The sequence below is a fragment of the Nocardia aegles genome, assembly GCF_052545135.1.
In genome coordinates, this window is the sequence record NZ_JBQWRI010000012.1 from 99,781 (window position 1) to 122,663 (window position 22,883).

Sequence of the window (22,883 nt, forward strand, 5' to 3'; positions counted from 1 at the left end):
CACTCAGACACGAGTCCGAAGACATGCGTGCGATGAGGAGCGCCCGGTCCAGGAGCGGTCTCCGCGGACCGTCCGAGACAGTCAACGTCGGGTTGGATCGACCTCCGGAGAGAAGCTCGACCGACATGACGTGATTGATGCCACCGGACACACGATCGTCCAACCAACAACTGAGTGCCACGGGGTCCATCGCCGCGTCGGCAGTGGCGTAAGGCATAGTTCTCCCTTCGCTATCTAACTAAACGTTCGTTTAGATACTGGCAAAGGCGACTGATCGCCGTCAACCACGCCACCTATGACGCCGGCTCACGCACCAACGGTTGCGAGAGCCACCACGACGTACCGCGAGGCCAGCTCGTCCGGCGTGAGTCCGTCCCCGAGCCGATACCAGCTGGCGACCGAGGACCCCATCGCGATCAGCGCGCGCACGGCCTCCAGCGGAACAGGGGTTGTGAAGCTGCCATCGCGCAGCCCGTCATCAACGACGCGGCGGAATAGCTCCTCCTGTTCATCACGAAGCGCCACGATCGATTCGCGGGACTCAGGTTCGAGGCTGCGAATCTCCGAGGCGGCGATGAGCGCCTCGGGCTGCCTCAGGCAGTGGAACACCACCCAGGCGTGCATGAGCGCGGCGAGCTGGTCGACCGGCCGCTCGCCGGCGCCCTCCACCGCCGCCCGAGTCTCCGACAGCGCGTCAACGAGGACGGTTGTCATAATCTCTCGGAGAATCTGCTGCTTGGACGGGAAGTGGTGATAGATCGCGGCTACCGTCACCTTGGCATCACGGGCGATATCACGCATCGACGTCCCGTGGTACCCGAGCTTCTGGAAGTTGTCCAAAGCTGACCGCACGATCGGCGCTCGCCCCGCACGCACCTGGGTCTTAGCCGGTCTACTACGGCTCACCCGCACCTCACTGTTCGTTCCGCCCAACGGACCGAGACCAGCGCGTCAACTGCTCGCACTCGTCATCGGTCAACACCAACTCCGCTTTCGGCCGCCCCGCCCGCTCGCCGTCGCTCGATCCATCCAGCCGTGACTCGCGAAACCGCTTGCGCCACTTGCCCACCGTCATCGCGGTCACCGAGATCGGCGGCCAACCGCTCATCCACCACGCCGGGTTCAGCGCAACCGAGCACAATCCGCGCCCGCACCGCCACCCGCGACGACCCCGCCCGCGACCACGCGACCCAAGCTGCGCCCGCTCGTCATCGGTCAGCACGAACTCGACATCGTCACGCCCGGAACCCGCCATCCCAACCACCATAGATAGTTAGAAGTCGAATTTCGGGACCCACACACTAGCGGGGAGTGTCGATACGCGTCGGACAACCTTTCTACTATTATGCCGAAGGCGACGTGCCCGTGATCCAGACAACCATGTGCAACCTGGCCAGACTTGCATTCTGATTCGAAATCGCCTGTGTCAGACGACGCAGTGTCGCCAACCATTCGCTGAGGGCTTCCTCGTACTCCTGATCCGAGTGAGACAGAGTCGTCCATACGTACTCTCCGAAGTCCCACATCTGCTCGCAGAGTTGAGCAAGGATCAGGGAGTGGGCCATTTCCAGGATGGTGTCGTGAGCTTCGCGGATCAACGCGCGACGCTCGTTGCTCCGAGTTTCCTGCTCAAACCGTCCGAGGACCTCTTCGAGCTTGTCCATCTGCGACTGGGTTCGTCGTTTCGCTGCCAGCTCGGCCACATGAGCCTCGAGCTCGCTGAAGGTCGCGAAGTAGTCCTCCAGTGGCTGACGGTCGTAGCTGGCTACCCGGCACCCTACCTGTGGAACTATCTCGACCAACCATTCGGTTGATAGTCGGCGCATGGCCTCCATGACCGGTTGACGGCTGACCTCGAACCGTCTGCCGAGTTCGTCGATCGACAGCCAACTACCTGGCGCATATGTACCGGTGAGAATGCCTTCCTTCACCTCGTCGTACACGGCGATCGACCGTCGTTTGACCGGGGTGACCCGACTGTGAGACCTCGATCGGTTCGTGGAAGCTGGCATGAACCTCATGCTAATGGCTCGCGGCTTACGCGAAGGCAGCAAGTGCGCGCTGCGAACGTTCCCTATTCGGGTACTTCCACGCCGCCGATGATCCGGCCGCTGGAGTGTACTGGGGCACCGACCATGCCGACGCAGATCCTCGCCGGACATCGCCGGCCAAGCCGCCGATGCCAATGTCGCGTCCGGTTGAATTCAACCGACGTTGACAGCCAACAGGGACTTCAACGCCTACTGGGGTTTTCACCTCACCAGGCGGAAGCCGCAGACCGGACTCGCGCCGCCTCCATGCCGGACACCACCCGGCCGATAACCGGCCTCTCTCCAGGCTCATCCCGGCGCCATTCAACCGCCCCGGTTTTGATGTCAGCTACTTGTTTCGACACGTCATCAGCGGTTCGCTCACGCTCGCCTTCCCGGTCCCCACCTGACGCCCTGACTGGACGCCTTCTCCCTCGACGGTCACCACGACGGTCTTCAGCCAACGCAGCTCGAGGCGGTTTGACGCCACCCCCCGAAGGGCGACGCCGAAGGGCCACAAAAACTTCATCTCCTGCACAGCAGTCACCTACCTATCAGACCTTCCCTTCCGCGCTCGTGGCGCACTAAAAATCAAGCTCAGTTCTCTGGATCGCGTGCTCACTGGCGCTTCCCGTCGATCACTGACATGCCAGACAGCTCCGCGCAGGCTTGGCGGCCTGCCCGCCGATGCCCCCCACGAATCGGATGGACCACGATAGATGGACACAAGCCGTCGATGGCGACCGTCGCCATATTTGGGTCTACCGAAGATGTCCCCGGGTTGCTAACATGCTAGCACGCCAATGCCCTTTGATTGTCTACAGCACGCGCGGGTCAGCCGAGACGAATGCCGCTGCTGGTTGGGGTTATTCAAGCCCCATCAATTGCCGCGAACATTCGAAGCGTGAGTTTCTCGCGACGGTCGACGGCCATATACCGAGGAGGCATCCTTGCTCGAGTCCGCACACTCCGACACCTGGATACAGGACACCAGGTCCGGCGCGCCGAGTGCGCGCCCACCGCCGTTCCATCCGCCGACCGACGCTCCGCCGGCGCACTACTCGCGGGCAGATCTCGACCGCGTCGTTGTCGGCCGCGGCCGGACTTCGACCTCCCCGTACACCGCCCTATTGTTGCCGCAGTGACCCATGCTCACGTTCCAAGAAATACGGTTTCTAAGCCGATTTCGCTCTTGTCGTTGACAATCACCCTCGGTGTGGCTGTTGTCAGCATGTCTTTCCTGTGGCAGCGCAGAAGTCACTCGTTCGTTTCATGGCGACAGCGTGCCGGGTACTGGACTTTGCGCTGGCTGCAAATTATCGGATTCTCTGGCGAGAACTACGGGCGGTGGGAGGGAGTGACCGCTTGGGAATGGTGTATGGAGGACGCGGGAGAACCTGTTCACGATACCTCTTCGCCGGATCGGCATTGTGATGATCGGGCATGGCCGTGACGAAGGCCCTCAACGGCTCCGGTTAGATTCCAAGCCGGGTGTCGGTTCTCACGGGGCCACCACCCTGGCCCATTTGGGTCGCCGAACAGATTTAGAAAGTGTACACATTGGGTATATCCGCGAATCGTGTACCAGCCTGCATTCTAGTGGTCTCGCGGCGTGAGACCTGGCCTGGCACGCCGCCGAATTACCGGGTACACATTCCGCATGATCAATCACATAATCCCCAGGCGATATAGGTCGCCGCCTTGATCGAGGAAATTTAAGGTCTTCTTCAGCGCCCCAGGCCACCGGCTACAACAAGCAAATGGGCAACGGGTCAGGAAATCTGACATCACGGCCGTACAGGATCAAACCTCAGTACTACCTGACGAATCCGGGTCCCGCTGAGGCGTTGAACATTTCATCCGTGACTTGGAACTACCTGCAAAGAAGCTACAACCTTTGCGGCGCAGCAGCAGCCAGAAAGCGGCAGCCAGAAATTCTACTGGTCGGTGACTCTATTTCTGCGCACTCACCCTTTTGTGGCAGTCACTGATCTGTGTGGCTGCGAGGAATCGACAAGGAATCATGAAAGTCTTCACTACGTCTCCCGCCGTCTCAGCACCCGGCTCAGCGATTTGTATCGCGGCAACAGTTGCTATCGGATTGCTCTCCTCGGGTGCGGCTAATGCTGATACCTTCGTGCCACTGCCGGACGGCCAGAAGTCCGGCCCGAATGTGAATTTGACGCGGTCCGACGAGCGGGCGGTTATCTCCCCGTCGATGGCTGCGAACGGCGCGGGTCGTGTTGTATGGGTGTCTGGCAACGTGACCGCGGACGTTGCGGAAACTCCCGACGGCGTTGTTGGTCCAGCCAACGGTGCCACCAATTCGCCGGGAAGTAACAACTCCTCGACCCACGGTGCGTCACAGCTGAACACCGGCTATATCGTCGGCTGTCAGGTCGCGATCGGCGAAGATGCAATTTCGGCGGGCCTGTCCATGGGCGTGAGCCTCACCAGCGGGACGGTTGGGGGCTCGGTCGGTGTGAACTTGGGACCTGGCGAGGTCAAATTCGTACAGATCGATTACAAGGACATCGTCAAGCCTGGCACGTATTCGGTGGAGTACCAAGACGCCGAGATCCAGATTCAAGGATGCGCCGGCTACGCGCAAGCCCGTGCCTACACAGTGGTCGAGATCATCGGTGACCACTACTCGAAGACGACGCTCTATGGCATGCCGTTCAGCATCGGCTGACGTCCATCACCAGCCATTGAAGCGAGAAATCACGACCCTCGAAGGTAGCAAGTACATGATCAACCACAAGGGACTGGCACGGCTGGCGGGCATGGGTGCCGCCGCCACGGTAGCGATGGGTTTGTTCTCCACCGGTGCCGCGAACGCCGACACTTTCGTGCCGCTGCCCGGCGCCGAAATCGTCAAGACGTTGTCCGACGGCACCGTGATAACAGTTCGCCTGGCGGATGAGTCGGCCACGATCAGTCCGTCGATGGGCGCAACGCCGATACACCGGAACGCATGGGTCTCGGCCTCAGCTCAGGTGGAAGTCTCAGGTACGGGTGCCGCGGGCAGTATTTGGCCCGGTTACACCGTCGGATGCCAGGTCAATATTGCCGGCGGCGGCGTCAATGGCGGCGCGGCCGGAACTGTGACCAGCGACGGCAATGGCGGTGCAACCGGAGATGTCGGTGGCAATGGCGGAGCGAATCTGTCGCTCGGCCCGGGCCAGGCGAAATCGTTCTACGTGCTCGACCTCGAGAAACCGGACGGTTACGGTAACGAATACCACTACGCCTACAATTCGTTCCAGGGCACCAGTGCGTCGGTGACCTGGGCCGATGAGAGCATCGGGTTGAGCGGCTGCGCAGGCTACGCACAAGCCCGCGCGTTTGTGAGTGTGGAGATATTCACTGACACGGTGACCAGTTGGGTGACGCTCTGGGGCCAGCCCTTCAGCATCGGCTGAGCGTTCCGGCATCGTTGACCCCGGTCGGCGGGCGAGCCCCCTCTCCGTCTGCCAACCGCTGTACGGGCGGGTTGCCCTACTCTGGGTGGCCCGCCCGTGTGGTTTACCTGGTGAATCTGAACGTGGTTTCCTAGCGAATCCCGGCGGAGGTGGCGGTCGATGGAGTCGAGGGTGACGAATCTCGACATGGTGATCTTTCTGAACCGTCCTGGATCCGGTAGAGACTCGGGTTCAGGCCACCTCGGCTGAGTTGGTCTGAGCTCGGTTTGTAAGGCCCGATCACCGATTCCATGAGGGCATTATCGAGGGCACCGCCGACGCTGCGGATGGCCCCGGCGATACCCGAGCCTCGCAGCGTTTCGGTGAAGGCCAGCGACGTATAGTGACTTCCGGCGTCGGAGTGATGATCCAAACCTCTTGCGGTGAGACGGAAATCGGTTCTGCGGCGGGTGAAGAAGGCTTGCTCGAGCACCGAGGTCACCACCGGGGTCGTCTTCCTGGTCAGCACCCGCCAGCCGAGGACGCGGCGTGAGTACACGTCGACGCAGAACGCGGTGTAGCAGAACCCGGCCAGTGTCCAGCAGTAGGTGAAATCGGCGACCCACCACTGATCCAGCCGAACGGGTTGCGACCAGGCCCGCCCGATCAGGTCCAGGTGCCGCGCGGGCTGGTCGCGGTCGCGTTAGGTGGTGATCGTGGTGCGCCGCCCGCGCACGGCCCCGCCGATCCCGGCCGGCCGCATCAGCCGCGCGACCTGGTCGCGGCCGAGGTTGTGGCCGGCGCGGCAGGCGGCGTGCCAGAGTTTGCGTATCCCGTAGACGCGCCGGCCGGCCGTCCACAGGTCGAACAACGCGTCAACCGCGTGTGCGTCAGCCCAGACCGCAGCGCTGATGCCGCGCTTCTTCGCGGCGTAGTTCCGCAATTCGGCCACCTCGCGGCGCGGGGCCGTCAGCTCCTCGGACTCCGACACCGACGCCGGCTCAGGATCGTCGGCCGATTGTTCGGTCTTCTCGACCCAGTTCCGCAGCGTCGCCGGCTTGATATCCAGCAACGCGCCCACATGCCCGCGCGCCGCGGCCATTTGACTCGTCGTACTCGCGGATCCGGTCCTGGTGCATCCGTGCTGCTCGAGCACAAGTCTCCTCGTCGAACTTCCGTGGTGCACCCATAACTGACAGTCTCTCTCGCCAAAACGGGAGCCTCCAACCAGTCCAGGACGGTTCAGACCACTGTCACTTGAGCGCCGCTGCGATTCGACAGCGAGCCGCCGCCGAAGAGGCTGCAGTGAGCACAGCCAAGGCCCACACGGAAGTGCCAACCAGGAACGCATCAGGGCGAACCAGTGGTCAGCTCATGGGCAACGCGCCCTTCAACTGCACATTCCGGTGGAGTCCATTGCCAACCTGTGAGACGATGGCGGCAACTGGGGAGACCGCAGCGCGGCAAGGAGCCCGTGACATGCAAAGGTATTGGCCATGGCTTGGCACAACCATTTTGGCGCTGATCGCGATTGCGATTAGCCTGCCGCCCGTCCTGACATCCTGGCCGCGTTGGGTGCTGATGTGCCTCGGCGCCCTGCTGCTACTTGGCGTGCTGCTGACCTTCCCTTGGCAGAACCTCAGGAACTCCTCGTCGTCCGAGTACAGAGAGACGAATCAGTCGGTCAAGGCTGGCGATAACGCGAATGTGCTTATGGCAGGCAATGACTTGAAGCTCAACGGCAATATTGGCGATCGTTCACCATGAGTTTCCATAACCAGCGTGCCGAAGCTGGCCATCACTCAACTATCTTCCAAGTCGGCCGAGATTTCATTTACGGCACCGTGCTTACCAAACGGGGTATTGCCATTGTCGTCGCGGTTGGGCTTGTCGTTGTCTACATGGTGGTCTGGCAAGCAGCGAGACTCAACTATCGAACGACGGCCGACAGATGCCTCCACGCGCTGTCTGATGTCCTCGGCTCGGCATCGGAGACGTTATCGCTTGAGTTACAGATCGCAACTGGCAGATCCTCTCCCAGCAACGTCCGACCTCCCGCGTGGGCCCTATTTGCTGACCGGAAGAACACCGTGTCCGTTGATTGCCCCATGTCTGACGAGTCATTCTTCCCCGCGCAATGGATCCAAACCTTCTACGACACCTACGAAATGGTATCCAAGAGCTGGTCCACCCCCGTTGAGCTCGCGAGCTGGCAAAAGGAGCACCATCTGCTGCCATCGCAGCTGTTCATCCAGTACACCAACCGGATGGCAGTCGATCTGGACCGTCAGAGGCATGAGAAGCCCGGGGCCCTGCGATCACCTGTGCTTATTTGGTGGTTCGTAGCGCATTAGCCAGTGCACGAGTTCTTTCTCGTAAGTGGCGAAGAAGAATCCGATACGGCATTATCGAAGCACGATCCTGTCCGGCCGAGGGACCGATGCACAGCCTTGGCGGCGCAGAAATCGGCGAATTCCTTCGACGTGTATTGCTCGGGTTCAACCCGTGCGAGTGTACGATCGTTTCCTGCGGTGACCGCACCGCAACAGCGTTCCGTAGCGCCGACACCGCCGGCGACGCCTTCATCCGCGAATAGATCGAGTAACCGACGATGCGGTTGGAGAACACGTCTTTGACCGCACACAGGTACAGCTTGCCCTCGCTGGTGTGGTGCTCGGTGATGTCGGTCAGCCACACCTCGTCGGGTGCTGCTGCGGCGAATCGCCGCCCGAGGAGATCGTCGTGCACCGGTGGGCCGGCCCTGCGGTTCAGCCCGCGTTTCTTGTTGAACACCCTCCAGATCCGCTGCTGCGAACACAAGCGGCCCACCCGGTTCACCCCAGCGGTGATACCGCGGCCGGGCAGCTCGTCGGCGATGAACCGATTACCCTAATGCCGGATCGTCGGCGTGGATGTCGATCGCGGCGTCGATCAGATGCGCGTCATCCCAGTCACGCTGTGAGACAGGGTTCTTGCGCCATTTGCAGAATGCTTGCGGGGTGAAGCCGAGTACCCGGCAGGTCCCGCGACAGGGGATCTTGTCGGCGGCCAGGTCGAGGACCAGCGGGTACATCATTTTGGGTTGATATCCGTGACAGATAGCCGACCGCTCGCCGCAGGACCTCGGCTTCCTGCTCCAGCCGCCGGATCCGCTTGCGCGCTTCCCGCAGCTCGACCGACTCGTCCCCAGACGCGCCCGGCCGATGCCCGTCGGCGATATCGGCTTGTTTCACCCAGTTCTTCACGCAACTCTGCGAGATCCCGAAGTCCTTCGTGATCTGCATCAACGGGAGCTCGCCGTGCGGGTGACCGCGACCACGGCGCGGTGGAACTCCACGCTGAGCTAGAACTTCGCGCCTTCACCACCGTTGCCGGCCCACAGGCCGAGGATGTCCTTCTCCCCGGTCACGGTGACCCCGATCGCGGCGTATATCGGCCGGTTGGCGACTTGACCGTCCCGCACCTTCACGACCAGTGCGTCGATGAAGATCGCGACATAGACCTCGTCCAGGGGTCGGCTTGACCATTCCTGCATCTCCGCGACGACTTTGTCGGTGATCCGGGCGACCGTCTCCTTGGACACCGACGCGCCGTAGATCTCGGCGAAACGCGCCGAAATCTCCCAGGTTGTGAGGCCTTTCGCATACAGCGACAGCACGACCTCATCGACCCCCCCGGCCAATCGGCGCTGCCGCTTCTTCACGATCTGCGGTTGAAAGCTGCCGTCCTGGTCGCGGGGCACCTCGGTCGGCGCCGGCCCGGTCGTCTCGGTCAACACCGTCTTGGACCGGGTCCCATTACGCACATTCGCCGATTCCCGGCCCTCGGGCGCCTGGTTGCGTTCGTATCCCAGGTGCTCGGCCATCTCCTCGTTCAGCGCGGTCTCGAGGACGGTCTTGGTGAACTGCTGGAGCAGCCCCTCCGGCCCTGTCGGGGACAAACCCTCCGTTTGGCCATCCGCACCTATCCGCCGCTGCCAGCTGCTCGACCGAGGCCTCGGCCTTCTTCTTCGCCGCGGCATCAAGTGCCGTCATCACAGCACCTTCCCGCTGACCATCCGGTCAGCGAATCAGGCCGGAAACACCGTTGACCGGAAACCCAGGTGAATGGGGTGCGTAACGCTGGTCTTTCGGTCACGATGATTGGTGAGCCGGTAGTGCCCTCGAATACGGTCGGGGAGGCCGAAATCGGCGGGCCAGGAGGCGTTGTGGGTTCGCAGGCGAGTGTGGTGTTCATCCACGGGTTTTTGTCTGGGGAGGATACTTGGAAGGCGTTCGACGAGGTGATCGCTGGCGATGTGGAATTCGCTGGTGATGTCGAGGTGGAGAAGTTCGCCTACGACACTCGGGCGTTCCAGTTGCACCCGTTGCGGCGGATTCCGGGGTTGTCCGATGTAGCCGAAAGTTTGCGAGTGAAGCTCGTGAACGAGATTCCCGCAGGACGCCCGGTGGTGCTAGTGACTCACAGCATGGGTGGGTTGGTGGTGCAGCAGTATCTGGCGGATCGAGTTCGGGGAGGGACTACCGAGGAGTTGGAGTCGATCGCGGGGATCGTGATGTTCTCCTGCCCGAACGAGGGATCACTGCTGCTGTTCTCCACGCGCCGGTGGGTGTCGCTGGTGCCGAGGCTACGTAACCGACAGGAACGCGCGCTGCGTCCGATCAACCGGGACATCACCGCCAACCGCAAGGAGGTCCTGAACCGAATCGTGCACGCCGAGGATCCAGCGATGCGAATTCCGATGTGGCTGTATGCAGGCGAGAGCGACGGAGTCGTGTTGCCGCAGTCGGCCAGGTCGGTGTTTCCTGACCGGTTCGTAGGCGCCTTGCCTGGGGACCATTTCTCGATCATTCGTCCCGACTCGGCACGTCACCGCAGCTATCTCACGTTGAAAAACCGTATCAACCATGCGGTCACCGATCACCAGCGGCGGCGGCAGGACGGGAATCAGCAACGTCCTCCGCCACATGCGGGAGTGACCGACACGTTGCGCCCTGATCTGGATAGGCTTGTCGGGCGTGATGACGAAATACAGCAAATCCTTGCCGCCGCCGATATCACCCGGGTGATCGCGGTGGATGGTATGGCTGGTGCGGGTAAGACCGCGCTGGTGACTCGAGTCGCACATCTGCTGGCTGACCAGTTTCCCGATGGCCGCTACTTCGTCGACCTCAACGCCCACACTCCTGGACAGGCATCTGCCGAACCGACCGACATGCTGGCACGCCTGTTGACCAATCTGGGTGTCGAGCCGAGCGCGATTCCCGAATCTATCGGTGCCCGCCAAGATCTGTGGCTGGACCGAGTCCGAGACCGGCGCGTGTTGCTGGTGCTCGATGACGCGCTCGACCCGGCTCAGGTCGAACCGTTGCTGCCATCGGGGCCGGGATGTTTGACGGTGATCACCAGCAGGCGGCGCTTGAGTGCGCTTGAGGCGGCGGTGATGGTCTCTGTGGACACCCTTGCCCCCGACGCTGCGGTAAATCTGTTCTGTACGGCGGCGGGCCGCGCTCCCACCGATGACGATCTGAACGCGGTCGGCCAAATCGTGCGCTTGTGCGGATACCTGCCGTTGGCGATCGCACTGCTTGCCGGACGACTTGCGCAACACCCAACCTGGACGATTCCCGCTCTGGCCACCGATTTCGCCGCTGCCAAGAACCGTCTCACCCACATCGACCTCGATGCGCGTCACCGGGCGCTGCGGGCCTCGTTCACTCTGTCGTATGAGGATCTGCCTGTCAGGCGGCAGCAATTGTTCCGGCGATTGGGGCTGCATCTGGGTCCGGGCCTCGAAACTAACGCAGTCGCAGCTCTTGCTGGCATCGCTGCTGAGACCGCACGCTACGAACTCGACGCGCTTTACACCGACCACATGCTCGATGAGATCGGCCCCGGCCGTTACCGACTCCATGACCTATTGCGCGAATACGCCAACACGCTGGCCGAGGACGACCCGATCGAAGACCAGATCGGCGCTACCGACCGGCTCCTCGACCACTACCAAACCATCGGGAATGATCCCGACCAGGCGACGTTGAGGTGGGTGCGGATAGAACGCGAGAATCTGCTGGCCTGCCTCAACTACACCGTATCCCACAGCCAGCCAACACGAGTCGTCGCGCTTACCCGTATTCTCGCGGAACTGCTTCACGATGACGGCCCCTGGACACTGGCCATCGCTCTTCACCACAGCGCTGCCACCGCCGCGCACCAAATCGGTGACCGCCGCGGAGAAGCCGACTCCCTCCACCAGCTCGGCCGGATCCGATACTCGCTCGATGAGTATCCCCTCGCCCAGGAACTGTTCCAACAAGCGCTGGACATCCACCGCGACATCGGCAACCGCCGCGGAGAAGCCGACTCCCTCCACCAGCTCGGCCGGATCCGATACTCGCTCGATGAGTATCCCCTCGCCCAGGAACTGTTCCAACAAGCGCTGGACATCCACCGCGACATCCGCAACCGCCGCGGAGAAGCCGACTCCCTCCACCAGCTCGGCGGGATCCGATACTCGCTCGATGAGTATCCCCTCGCCCAGGAACTGTTCCAACAAGCGCTGGACATCCACCGCGACATCCGCAACCGCCGCGGAGAAGCCGCAGCCCTGCACTCGCTCGGCATGATCCACTCCAGGCTCGATAAAAATCCCCTCGCCCAGGACCTGTTCCAGCAAGCGCTGGACATCTACCGCGACATCGGCAACCGCCGCGGTGAAGCCGACTCCCTGCACTCGCTCGGCGTGATCCACTCCAGGCTCAATGAGCATCCCGTCGCCGATCAGCAGTATCGGCAGGCGCTGAACATCTACCGCGACATCGGCAACCGCCGCGGTGAAGCCGACTCCCTGCACTCGCTCGGCATGATCCGCTCCGCTCTCGATGAGTATCCGCTCGCGTTGGAGTTGGTCCAGCAGGCGCTGGACATCTACCGCGACATCGGTGACCGCCGCGGTGAAGCCGACTCCCTCCACCAGCTCGGCGGGATCCGCTCCGCTCTCGATGAGTATCCGCTCGCGTTGGAGTTGATCCAGCAGGCGCTGGACATCTACCGCGACATCGGTGACCGCCGCGGTCAGGCCGACTCCCTACGCGCACTTGGTCTGATCCGCTCCGCTCTCGGTGAGTATCCGCTCGCGTTGGAGTTGGTCCAGCAGGCGCTGGACATCCACCGCGACATCGGCAACCGCCGCGGTGAAGCCGACTCCCTGCACATGCTAGGCGTGATCCGCTACGCGCTAGATGAGTATCCGCTCGCGGAAGAGCTATATCAGCAGGCGCTGGACATCTACCGCGACATTGGCAACCGTAGCGGTGAAGCCGCTTCCTTGAACTCGCTCGGCGTGATCCGCTACGTGCTCAAGGAGTATCTGCTCGCACAGGAGCTGTTCCAGCAGGCGCTGGACATCTACCGCGACATCGGCAACCGTAGCGGTGAAGCCGAGGCCCTACAGCTGCTCGGCGTCGGGCGGCAGGTGAACGGTGAGTATCCGGCTGCGAAGAAGCTGCTCGAGAACGCGCTGGACATCTACCGCAAAATCGGCAGACGGCACGGTGAAGCCGAAGCCCTACGCGCACTCAGTAGTGTGCGGCACATAAGCGGCAGCTATCGCGCGGCGATAGAGTTGTTGCAGCGGGCCTTGGCCATCTACCGCGAACTCGACAACCGGAACGGTGAAGCCCTCACGATACGTGACCGCGCCGCAATCCACTTTGCGCTTGGCGAGTACGCCATCGCGAAGGGACTGTATCTACAGGCTCTGGGCATCTACCGCGACATCGGCAGACGGACTGCAGAAGCCGGAATCCTTTACGAACTTGGGCAAGTGCGTCGTGCGAGTGGCGACCATACGGCGGCGGTCAAGTTGTATCAGCAGGCGTTGAACCTCTACCGCGCGCTCGGCAATCGCCAAGGGGAAGCCAAGGTCCTCGCAAAACTGGTCGACACTCCCAATGCTCTTCAAGCACTGATTGGATCACCCCAACTCCTCGCCAGCCAGCTGGACAGCTGGCTGACCCAGTTCAGACAACAGTGACTGCCGACCGCTGGCCCAACCATCTCAGCGTGGCCGGACTCCAGCAATTCGATCAGGATGCGGGCACGGGGCGCACACCAAACGGCTGCTGTTTCTGCAGAGACCGCTCACCGAGAGACTCGACCAAAGAGGAGCATAGGCGAAACAATCATTTGCTCGGTCGTTTTAGGTACTTTCGAGGCATCTTCAGAAAACTGGAACCTGTGTCACGTAATCGCAGGTTTAAATACTATGGCCCCGTGCGTGCGGGGACGGGATATTCCCCGGTTTCGTGGAGTCGGGGTGCTGGACTTCAGGCCACGGTTGGATGGGTGGTTGAATCATCTCGTACTCGATCGGTGTCCGCATGCCCGGGGCAGAGTGGTGGCGTTGGCGGTTGTCGAAGAGGTCGAGATATTCGAAGATCGCTTTGGCGAGTTCGATCCTGGTTCGCCATCGTTGCCTGTTGAGTAGTTCGGTTTGCATTCTGCCCAGAAAAGAATCGAGGCGAACCTGTCTCGCTCGGTGGGCATGTGCTGCGATTCCCGGCCGGGTTCTTCACCTCGGCCAAGCGCGCGGATTTGTCGTCAGCCAGTGGTTGCCTTCTTCAGCCGCGCCAACCTCGGCCGAACCCGCCGGGCTGGGGATAACAGAGCGCACCAGACTAGAACATACCCTGCGCGTAACAGCCGCCTGCGTGCGGCGCCGAGCTGGTGCTGCTATGACCGGCGGCCAAGGGACCGCATACGGTCGCGTGGACCGAAGGTCGGAATCTCGGAATCGCTTGCGACCAGGATCGCGCCGTCTCGACCTACGCAGACCGCTGGGCGTAGGTCGATATGGCACCGGCCCCATAGCCAACGCGAAGTTTCGGTCGGCGGCCTCCTGAACTATTACGACACTTTGTGTCCGCACGCCACGACCGTACTCATCATGGATGGCGGCAGCCATCGGCGCTGGTAGGGCATCGCTTTCTGACACCGACCGCACGTCCCGCGCGTGACCGTTTTTGTGACCGTTTTGAGCGTGACGGGCCGGTATCCGAGCTGATCTGCCGTGATTACAGAGGCCCCTCACCTGGTGTTCCAGGTGAGGGGCCTCAATGCGAAAAGAGCTGTCAGAAGCTACTTTTCAATCACTGAACATCACTCACTTGCACGCGGCCTTGGCCTCACGCCGACGGCGGTGCAGGATCGGCTCGGTGTATCCGTTGGGCTGCTTGGTGCCTTCCAGGATGAGTTCCTTGGCCGCCTGAAACGCGACGCTGCCCGCGAAGTCGGGCGCCATCGCCTGGTAGTTCGGGTCACCCGCGTTCTGCCGGTCGACGACCGGGGCCATCCGTTCCAGGCTCTCGACCACTTCCTCGGCGGTGACGATGCCGTGCCGCAGCCAGTTGGCCATGAGCTGGCTGGAGATGCGCAGGGTCGCACGGTCTTCCATGAGCGCGACGTCCTTGATGTCGGGCACCTTGGAGCAGCCGACGCCCTGGTCGATCCAGCGCACGACATAGCCGAGGATGGACTGGGAGTTGTTGTCCAGCTCCTGACGCTTCTCCTCGTCGGTCCAGTTCGGCGTGGCGGCCAGCGGGATCTCCAGGATCTCGTCGACCGTGGCACGGCGACCGCCCTTTGCGATCTCCTGCTGCCGCTGGAACACGTCGACCCGGTGGTAGTGCGTCGCGTGCAAGGTGGCGGCGGTGGGCGAGGGCACCCACGCGGTGTTGGCGCCCGCGCGCGGATGACCGATCTTCTGGGTGAGCATGTCGGCCATCAGATCCGGCATGGCCCACATGCCCTTGCCGATCTGCGCCTTGCCGGGCAGGCCCGCCGCGAGACCGGTGTCGACGTTCCAGTCCTCGTAGGACAGGATCCACTGCTGGGTTTTCATATCGGCCTTGCGGACCATCGGCCCGGCCTCCATGGAGGTGTGGATCTCGTCGCCGGTACGGTCCAGGAAGCCGGTGTTGATGAACACCACCCGCTCGGCGGCGGCCTGGATGCAGGCCTTCAGGTTCACCGTGGTGCGGCGCTCCTCGTCCATGATGCCGACCTTGAGCGTATTGCGCTCCAGCCCGAGCACGTCCTCGATCCGGCCGAACAGCTCGTTGGTGAACGCGACCTCGTCCGGGCCGTGCATCTTCGGCTTCACGATGTAGACCGAGCCGGTGCGGCTGTTGCGCAACTGCACGTCGTCGGCCAGGCTGTGCTTGGCGATCAGCGAGGTGATCAACCCGTCCATGATGCCCTCGGGCACCTCGTTGCCCTCTGCGTCCAGGATCGCGTCCGAGGTCATCAGGTGACCGACGTTGCGCACGAACAGCAGCGAACGGCCGTGCAGCACCAGCTCGCCGCCGTCCAGCGCGGTGTACACACGGTCGGGGTTCATGGTGCGGGTGAAGGTCTTCTCGCCCTTGGTGACCTTCTCCGCGAGGTCGCCTTTCATCAGCCCGAGCCAGTTGTGGTAGCAGAGCACCTTGTCCTCGGCGTCCACGGCAGCGACCGAGTCCTCGAAGTCCATGATCGTGGTGACCGCGGACTCCAGCACGATGTCCTTGACGCCCGCGGTGTCGGTGCTGCCGATCGGGGATTGCGGGTCGATCTGGATCTCGATGTGCAGACCGTTGTGCGCGAGCAGCACTGAACTCGGCGCCTCCGGGTCGCCGAGGTAGCCGACCAGCTGCGAGGCGTCGGCCAGACCGATGCTGGTGCCGTCCTCCAGGCCGACCTCCAGCTCGCCGTCGACGATCTTGTAGGACGTCGAGCCGATGTGCGAACCGGTGATCAGGGTGACCGAGTCGTCGAGGAAGTTGCGCGCCCACTCGATGACCTTGTCGCCGCGCACCCTGTTGTAGCCGGCGCCCTTCTCCGCGCCGCCCGCCTCGGAGATGGCGTCGGTGCCGTAGAGCGCGTCGTACAGCGAACCCCAGCGCGCGTTGGCGGCATTGATGGCGAAACGGGCGTTCATCACCGGCACCACCAGCTGCGGTCCCGCGGTGGCGGCGATCTCCTCGTCCACATTCTGGGTGGTGATCTGGAAATCGGCGGGCTCCGGCCGCAGATAACCGATCTCGGTCAGGAAGTGCTTGTAGGCCGCCTTGTCGTAGTTGGCGCCGGGGTGCTCCGCGTGCCAGGCGTCGACCTTGCCCTGGATCTCGTCGCGTTCGGCCAGCAGAGCGCGGTTGCGTGGAGCGAGATCATTGATGACCTGCTCGGCGCCGGCCCAGAACGCGGCGGAATCCACGCCGGAACCGGGGAGCGCCTCGTTCTCGACGAACTCGTGGAGAACGCGTGCCACCTGGAGCCCGCCGACCTGAATCCGCTCTGTCATCTACTGCCTCACTTCCGAGAAAGCCGAGTGGGAAAACAGTGCCATGTTACCCGCGGGTAGCGGTGTCGCCGCGCGCCGAGTCGCCCAGGGCCTGTGCCCGAATCCGTCCGCCACGCCGATGCGAGCTGGTCGAGCACCCGGCGGGTCATGAGCCGTCGGCGGTCGGCCGGACAGCTCCTCGATCGTAGCGCGCGGCCGAATTACAGCAGTCACGGTGCCACCGACAACGCACCCACCGCGTGGTACGGCGGGCCCGGTCGCGCCCGGCGACACGATGTTCGGCGAGCGGGCCGACAGAGTGGGCAAAAGTCGCCGGACTCGAGCCGCTGTCGGCCGGGGAGATCGGCCCGACTACGTGATGGCCGAACCCCCGGCGGCTCGGACCCGACGCTCTTGCGCCCCGGCGCGGTGCGCGACGGCGACGAGTGGGTGATAAACAGCGGGAAGTGGTTCGACTCCAACGCGGAGTCCGCGTTCCCGCCGATCGCCTGCTGGGCGTCGAGGGCGAGGGCATCGTCGTGGCGCAGACCCGGTAGGCGGGTGCATCATGCGATCTCCGCAAGCCGGAGGTCAGGACGCGCGCCGGGGCGCCTCGAGGTGCGAGGTGTCCGCGTACTCGGCAACAGGACTGAGCCGCAGCACCGATGGCATCCGGCGGGTGAGCGCGGGCGAGCCGGTGAACGCCACCCGACCCGTCCGCAGCGCATGCGCCAACGGCAGCCGCCCCAGCCACACCTGGTAGAGCGAGGCGACATCGGAGCTGATCGCGACGTCCACCGGATAGCCGGGATCGGATTCGCACACCGAGGGCACACCGGCCTCGATCACGATCCAGAATCGGCGCGGGTCGTCGGTGAAACGCACCTGCAGCACGTGGCGACGGCCCGGAAACGACGAGGTGTCGACCCTGGTGTGCATCCACCACACCAGCAGGGCGGGGTCGCGCTCGTCGTCGAGCGGTGCGCCGAAACTCCAGCGCGCACCCCATTCGCCGAGCCCGAACAGGACCGGCTCCAGCTCCCGCCCGGCGTCGGTGAGCAGGTACTCCCCGGCCATCTTCTCCACGAGCCCGGCTCGCTCGAACTGCCGCAGGCGTTTTGCGAGCAGGCTGCGCGACAGGCCGGGTAGGCCGCGGGCGAGGTCGTTGAACCGGATGGTGCCCAGCAGCAGATCACGCAGGATCAGCAGCGACCAGCGCTCACCCACCACGTCGAGGGCCCGGGAGATCGGGCAGTACTGGCCGTAACTCGGCGTCGAACTCGTCATGGCACCTCGCGAACGCGGTCTCGTTTCTGGACCGGGGCGGTCCACTTTCTGCACTATCCGGTTATCGCGGCCGTTCCTAACTTCGAAACATGACCACTACAGCTCCTGCCCCCACCGACACCACCACCGACTGGATCGGCCGCGCACGCCGCGTCGGCGAAACCCTGCGACCCGAGGTCGCCGAACGAGACCACTCCGGCGAGATCTCCCTCGCCGCGTTCGACTTGCTGCGCGACAGCGGGCTGTCCGCGGCACTCGTCCCCACCGAGTTCGGCGGCGGCGGGGTCACCCACCGCGAGATGGGCGCGATCCTGCGCGAGCTCGGCCGCCACGACCCTTCCACCGCGGTCGCCTTCGCGATGCACACCCACCTGGTCGCCGCCCAGCTGTGGCGGCACAACCACGGCATCGATGCCGCACCGCTGTTCGCCAAGGTGGTCGCCGGCGCGATCCTGGTCAGCACCGGCGCATCCGACTGGGTCGGCTCCAACGGCCGAGCCGAGCGGGTCGAGGGTGGCTACCGGGTGCACGCGCGCAAAGCGCCTGCCAGCGGATGCGAGGCGGGCACCGTCCTGGTGACCAGCGTGCGCTGGGACGACGCGCCCGACGGGCCGCAGGTGCTGCACTGCGCCATTCCGTTCGCAGCCGACGGGGTCCGGATCGAGAAGACCTGGGACACTTTGGGTTTGCGGGCAAGTGGTTCGCACACCGTGGTACTCGAGGGGGTGTTCGTGCCCGACGCGGCGGTGTCGCTGATCCGCCCGGCGTCCGTGTGGCCGCCGCTGCTGAACGTCGTGATCGGCGCGGCGATGCCGTTGGTGATGGCGGCCTACCTCGGTATCGCCGACGGCGCGGTCCAGCTCGCGACCACGCTGGCCGCCGGGCGGGCCGACGCGCCGACCGTCCAATTGGCGGGCGAGATGGTCACCGCACACACCACCGCGGGCGATCTCGTCGAGGCCATGTTCACCGGGTCGCAGAACCTGCGATTCGCCGACACCGATCACTACGCGAGCCGGACGCTCAGCCGCAAGACCGCCGCGGCGGACGCACTGGTGCGCACGGTGCGTTTGGCCATCGAAACCGTTGGTGGTCTGGGCTATTCGCGGGAATGCGAGTTGGAGATGCGCTACCGCGACGTGCACGGCTGCCTGTTCCATCCGCTGCCCCGGGCAAAGCAGACCCACTTCACCGGTCACGTGTCACTCGGACACACTCCGATCGGATGACGTCTTTTCGGTCGAACGCCACCCCACTCGCCCCCATAATCGAATGGGGGCGAGTTTACTGACACTCCGAGGAGAAGCCATGGTGTCCACACGGGCCATCGCTCGATCGCCGATCACGTGGGCCGTTGTGGTGCTGTTGATCGTGGGCCTGGGCGCGGGGCTGGCCGTGTTCCAGCCGTGGCGGCTGTTCACCGACACCACCGTGCAGGAGGCCGCGCCGTCGGCTCCCGCTGCGCCGGGTCCGGACGGCACCGAATCCCGGCCGCACACCATCGCCCGGGGCACGTTCATCTCCCATGAGCACGCCACCGCGGGCACCGTCGCCGTACTGCGGCTGCCCGACGGCAGCAGAGTGCTGCGATTGGAGAACCTCGACACGTCCGACGGCCCCGACCTGCACGTCTGGCTCACCGACGCGCCGGTGCGCGCGGGCCGCGACGGATGGTTCGTCTTCGACGACGGCAGCCACACCGATCTGGGCCGGCTCAAAGGCAACCAGGGCGATCAGAACTACCCCATCCCCGCCGAGGCCGACCTGGCCCGGCTGACCAGCGTCGCGATCTGGTGCGACCGGTTCGACGTGTCCTTCGGCGCGGCCGAAGTGCGACCTGCCTGACCCCGGGTGATCGCCCGCAGCACAGCCGAAAAATGACCCGACAACAGTGGGCACGCTGTGCCACCATGTGTGTCGACACCGGCCACCGTCTCGAGGTGGTCGCCGAGCAGTGGAGAGGAGGGGCGGCAGTGATTCCGGAGACGACCAAGCGAATGAACACCCTGGCGGCGCCATCGTCGGCCGCGGGCGACGCGTTCGGCAGGCCGTTGCGCGCACGGCACGGTGAACCGGACGACAGCCGCCTTCAGGTCCTCGGCTGATCGCCGCATCGCTCTCCTTCTTCGCTCGACCTCGCACGAAACATGGTGATTCCCATGACGTTCCGCTGTGCCGCCGACCAGGCGGCGATTACCGCCGACACTTGGATACACACCGGGGTGCTCGTCCTGAACGCCTCCTACGAGGCTCTCGACGAGATCAAGGCCGACCGGGCCGTGGTGCTGCTGGTCGCCGGCGCCGCGGAGACCGTGGCCGACCGCGAGCCGCATTTCCCGATCCGGTCGCGGCACGTGGAAATCGCGCTGCCCCAGACCATTCGGCTGCTGCGCTACGTCTACCTCGAGCACACTGTGCCGGTGCACGACGAGAGCAGGGCCACCCTGGCCGGCGTGCTGCGCCGCGACCGGAACCGGTGCGGCTACTGCGCCGGGTGGGCGCGCACCGTCGACCACATCCGGCCGCGGTCGCGGGGCGGCCCGAACACCTGGAGCAACCTGGTGGCCTGCTGCGCGCCGTGCAACACGGCCAAGGCCGACCGCACCCCGGAGGAGGCGGGCATGCGCCTGCTGTGGGAGCCGAAGGCACCCACCCATCGGATCCGGCAGCAGCGCCGGATCTGGAAGCAACTCGCCACGACCTGACCACGACCCGAGAAAGGAGAAGATCGCGATGACGCGCACCGAGACCTCCGCCGTCGCGGAGCTGACCCTGGCCGAGCTGCTCCCGCTCTCGGATTCCCGAGGGTGGCACCGGGCGGCCTGCCGCGGCGACCCGAACCACGAAGCCTGGTTCCCGTACCCGTCCCAGGACTTCGACTACGCCCGGGAAGTATGCGCGCGCTGCCCGATCCGGGACGCCTGTGGTGAATTCGCCGCGCGCACCGGGCAATCCGGCGTCTGGGGCGGGCACGAGTTCGACCGCGGGCGAGTGATCCGCCAGTGAGGGATTCCGCCGTCGCGCCGTCCGGCACGGCGGCGGAGCAGCGCGACAGCGTTGCACCCGTGCGGGGAAGCCTCGCCGACGTCGTCCGGTGCGTGTGACCATACACTGGGGCGTGTGGGCACTCATCGCAGCGCAACCAGATCCCGGGGCGTCAGCAAAGGTCCGGTTATCGCAGTGGTCGCCGTTGCGTTACTGGCCGCGATCGTAGTCGGCTGGTTCCAGTTGCGCGATCGCGCGGCGAATCAGGACAGCGCGGCCGCGGCCGAATGCGTGGAAGGGCCCGCGACGCTGTACGTGACGGCCGACCCCAGCATCGCTACGCAGGTGCGGGCCGCCGCGGACGGGTACAACGCCACCCACCCGAAGGTGCGCGACCACTGTGCGCGGGTCGATGTGACCGCGCAGCCGTCCGCCGCCATCGTCGCCGCATTCACCAGCGGCAAGCCGTGGGACCGGGCGCTCGGCCCGCAACCGGCGCTGTGGATCGCCGATTCGACCCGATCCATCGAGTCCATGCGGGTTCCCGGGCTGATCGAGGGCACGCCGGTGCCCATCGCCGCCAGCCCGATCGTGCTCGCGGTGCCGGATGACCTGCGTCGCGCGCTGGAGCAGGCCGACGTGTCCTGGGCGGACCTGCCGCGGTTGCAGCAGGGTTCCCTCGGCGATATCGGCCTGAACGGATGGGGCGGACTGCGGATGGCCCTGCCCGCGGGTGACGCCACGCTGGCCGCGGCCACGGCGGTCGGCTCCGCGGTCTCGGGTGCGGAACCGCTCAGCGAGCAGGCGGCACAGTCCGGTCAGGTGGTCGCCGCGGTCTCCGGGCTCGCCGTCGATGCTCCCGAGACGTCCGGCGCCGCGGCCGCGCTGACGGAGCTCAGGGCGCAGGACGCGCCCATTCACGCGGTTGCCGCTACCGAACAGCAACTGAAAGGGTTGCCCGGCGTGGTCGCGTTTCGCCCCGCCGGGTCCGCGCTCGTGGCCGATTACCCGGCCGCGCTGATGTCCGGCGCGTGGGTGGACAAGACCCAGAACCTCATCGCCGGACGGTTCACCGACTACCTGCGTAAGCCCGAGCAGGCGCAAGCGTTCGTCGCGGCCGGATTCGCCGGTGCGCCGCAGACCGCGGCCGCCGTCCCGCCCCGTGGCGCGCTCGACAAGGTACGCGCCACCCTGGCCGACCCCGTGCTCGGCGTGCGGTCCACGGTCCTGGTCGACGTGTCGGCGTCGATGGGTACCGCGGAGGGCGCCACGACGCGACTGGCGAACGTCCTGGCCGCGCTGAATTCCACGATGACGGTCATGCCGCCCGACTTCGGACTGGGCGTGTGGACCTTCGGCAAGAACCTCGACGGCAGCACGCCGTACCAGGTGGCCGCCGCCACCGCCCCGTTGACCACCGAACAGCGCACGAAGATCGGTACCGCGTTGAACTCGGTCCGTCCGAGCGAGAGCCGGTCCGGTCCGGCCTACCCGTCCCTGATCGCGGCGTACAAGAGCGCCGTCGCCGGGTACACGCCGGGCCGCACCAACTCGGTGCTGCTGATCACCGCCGGCCCCGACGACGAGTCCACGGTCACCGGCGCCCAACTGGCCGCGGACATCACCACCGCGACCGACCGCGACCGACCGGTCCGTGTCGACGTCATCGTGATCGGGGGCAGCCGCACCCAGACACTCCAGACCCTCGCGCAGCAGACCGGCGGTAAGTACACCCGGCTGGCCACCTCCGACGACATCGGCTTCGGCTCGGCCGTCGTCCAGGCACTCACCACGCCGTAGCGCGCGTCCTCGACCGAAGACGGACTCCCGTCCCGGACTATGGACAACCCCTATTGG

16 protein-coding genes and 3 pseudogenes are annotated in these 22,883 nt (G+C 64.6%); 11 read left to right on the forward strand and 8 right to left on the reverse strand.

Annotated features, from left to right (window positions below; translation table 11 throughout):
• Positions 1-306: 306 nt before the first annotated feature.
• Both ACT89H_RS26020 and ACT89H_RS26025 read right to left on the reverse strand, forming a co-directional pair.
• Complete coding sequence (locus tag ACT89H_RS26020) at positions 307-912, reverse strand: TetR/AcrR family transcriptional regulator (RefSeq protein WP_445111348.1); 606 nt, start codon at positions 910-912, stop codon at positions 307-309.
• 431 nt (positions 913-1,343) lie between these two features.
• Positions 1,344-1,943: a GntR family transcriptional regulator gene (locus ACT89H_RS26025; RefSeq protein WP_445111294.1), complete on the reverse strand. Its 600-nt coding sequence runs from the start codon at positions 1,941-1,943 to the stop codon at positions 1,344-1,346.
• Positions 1,944-4,053: 2,110 nt separating this feature from the next.
• Between ACT89H_RS26025 and ACT89H_RS26030 the strand changes: the two genes are divergently transcribed.
• Both ACT89H_RS26030 and ACT89H_RS26035 read left to right on the forward strand, forming a co-directional pair.
• Positions 4,054-4,725: an MspA family porin gene (locus ACT89H_RS26030; protein WP_445111295.1), complete on the forward strand. Its 672-nt coding sequence runs from the start codon at positions 4,054-4,056 to the stop codon at positions 4,723-4,725.
• Between the two features lie 55 nt (positions 4,726-4,780).
• A complete protein-coding gene (locus ACT89H_RS26035; RefSeq protein ID WP_445111296.1) occupies positions 4,781-5,455 on the forward strand; it encodes an MspA family porin in 675 nt (224 codons plus the stop codon).
• A 265-nt stretch (positions 5,456-5,720) separates the two neighbouring features.
• Here ACT89H_RS26035 and ACT89H_RS26040 read toward each other — a convergent pair.
• Positions 5,721-6,624 (reverse strand): annotated as a pseudogene (locus tag ACT89H_RS26040) (IS3 family transposase); the annotation flags it as partial.
• A 289-nt stretch (positions 6,625-6,913) separates the two neighbouring features.
• Between ACT89H_RS26040 and ACT89H_RS26045 the strand changes: the two are divergent.
• Positions 6,914-7,201, forward strand: coding sequence for a hypothetical protein (locus ACT89H_RS26045; RefSeq protein ID WP_445111297.1), 288 nt, complete (start codon positions 6,914-6,916; stop codon positions 7,199-7,201).
• A complete protein-coding gene (locus ACT89H_RS26050; RefSeq protein ID WP_445111298.1) occupies positions 7,198-7,788 on the forward strand; it encodes a hypothetical protein in 591 nt (196 codons plus the stop codon). The genes ACT89H_RS26045 and ACT89H_RS26050 overlap by 4 nt, the downstream gene beginning before the upstream one ends.
• Before the next feature lie 11 nt (positions 7,789-7,799).
• On the opposite strand, the pseudogene ACT89H_RS26055 reads toward ACT89H_RS26050, so the two are convergent.
• Both ACT89H_RS26055 and ACT89H_RS26060 read right to left on the reverse strand, forming a co-directional pair.
• Positions 7,800-8,771: pseudogene (locus ACT89H_RS26055) on the reverse strand (IS3 family transposase); the annotation flags it as partial.
• A gap of 9 nt (positions 8,772-8,780) precedes the next feature.
• Positions 8,781-9,455 (reverse strand): annotated as a pseudogene (locus ACT89H_RS26060) (IS256 family transposase); the annotation flags it as partial.
• A gap of 186 nt (positions 9,456-9,641) precedes the next feature.
• Here ACT89H_RS26060 and ACT89H_RS26065 point away from each other — a divergent pair.
• Positions 9,642-13,469 carry an alpha/beta fold hydrolase gene (locus tag ACT89H_RS26065; protein ID WP_445111299.1) on the forward strand — a complete coding sequence of 1,276 codons (3,828 nt, stop codon included), beginning with the start codon at positions 9,642-9,644 and terminating at the stop codon, positions 13,467-13,469.
• Between the two features lie 222 nt (positions 13,470-13,691).
• On the opposite strand, the gene ACT89H_RS26070 is transcribed toward ACT89H_RS26065, so the two are convergent.
• From ACT89H_RS26070 to ACT89H_RS26080, 3 genes are all read right to left on the reverse strand, one after another.
• Positions 13,692-13,991 carry an IS3 family transposase gene (locus tag ACT89H_RS26070; RefSeq protein ID WP_445111349.1) on the reverse strand — a complete coding sequence of 100 codons (300 nt, stop codon included), beginning with the start codon at positions 13,989-13,991 and terminating at the stop codon, positions 13,692-13,694.
• 606 nt (positions 13,992-14,597) lie between these two features.
• The gene (locus ACT89H_RS26075) at positions 14,598-16,775 is read right to left on the reverse strand and encodes a malate synthase G (RefSeq protein WP_445111300.1); all 2,178 of its coding nucleotides are present in this window, start codon (positions 16,773-16,775) and stop codon (positions 14,598-14,600) included.
• A gap of 570 nt (positions 16,776-17,345) precedes the next feature.
• Positions 17,346-18,041: a winged helix-turn-helix transcriptional regulator gene (locus tag ACT89H_RS26080; protein ID WP_445111301.1), complete on the reverse strand. Its 696-nt coding sequence runs from the start codon at positions 18,039-18,041 to the stop codon at positions 17,346-17,348.
• Positions 18,042-18,130: 89 nt separating this feature from the next.
• Here ACT89H_RS26080 and ACT89H_RS26085 point away from each other — a divergent pair, with 89 nt between their 5' ends.
• The 6 genes from ACT89H_RS26085 to ACT89H_RS26110 all read left to right on the forward strand — a co-directional run bounded on the left by ACT89H_RS26085 (position 18,131) and on the right by ACT89H_RS26110 (position 22,826).
• Positions 18,131-19,270: an acyl-CoA dehydrogenase family protein gene (locus tag ACT89H_RS26085; RefSeq protein WP_445111302.1), complete on the forward strand. Its 1,140-nt coding sequence runs from the start codon at positions 18,131-18,133 to the stop codon at positions 19,268-19,270.
• A gap of 79 nt (positions 19,271-19,349) precedes the next feature.
• Positions 19,350-19,886, forward strand: coding sequence for a DM13 domain-containing protein (locus ACT89H_RS26090; protein WP_445111303.1), 537 nt, complete (start codon positions 19,350-19,352; stop codon positions 19,884-19,886).
• Between the two features lie 65 nt (positions 19,887-19,951).
• On the forward strand, positions 19,952-20,146 hold the full coding sequence (locus tag ACT89H_RS26095; protein ID WP_445111304.1) for a hypothetical protein: 195 nt from the start codon (positions 19,952-19,954) through the stop codon (positions 20,144-20,146).
• Positions 20,147-20,200: 54 nt separating this feature from the next.
• The gene (locus ACT89H_RS26100) at positions 20,201-20,746 is read left to right on the forward strand and encodes an HNH endonuclease (RefSeq protein ID WP_445111305.1); all 546 of its coding nucleotides are present in this window, start codon (positions 20,201-20,203) and stop codon (positions 20,744-20,746) included.
• 28 nt (positions 20,747-20,774) lie between these two features.
• Positions 20,775-21,047, forward strand: a complete 273-nt coding sequence (locus tag ACT89H_RS26105) for a WhiB family transcriptional regulator (RefSeq protein WP_445111306.1) — start codon at positions 20,775-20,777, stop codon at positions 21,045-21,047.
• 114 nt (positions 21,048-21,161) lie between these two features.
• The gene (locus ACT89H_RS26110) at positions 21,162-22,826 is read left to right on the forward strand and encodes a VWA domain-containing protein (protein WP_445111307.1); all 1,665 of its coding nucleotides are present in this window, start codon (positions 21,162-21,164) and stop codon (positions 22,824-22,826) included.
• The last annotated feature ends 57 nt before the right edge of the window (positions 22,827-22,883 follow it).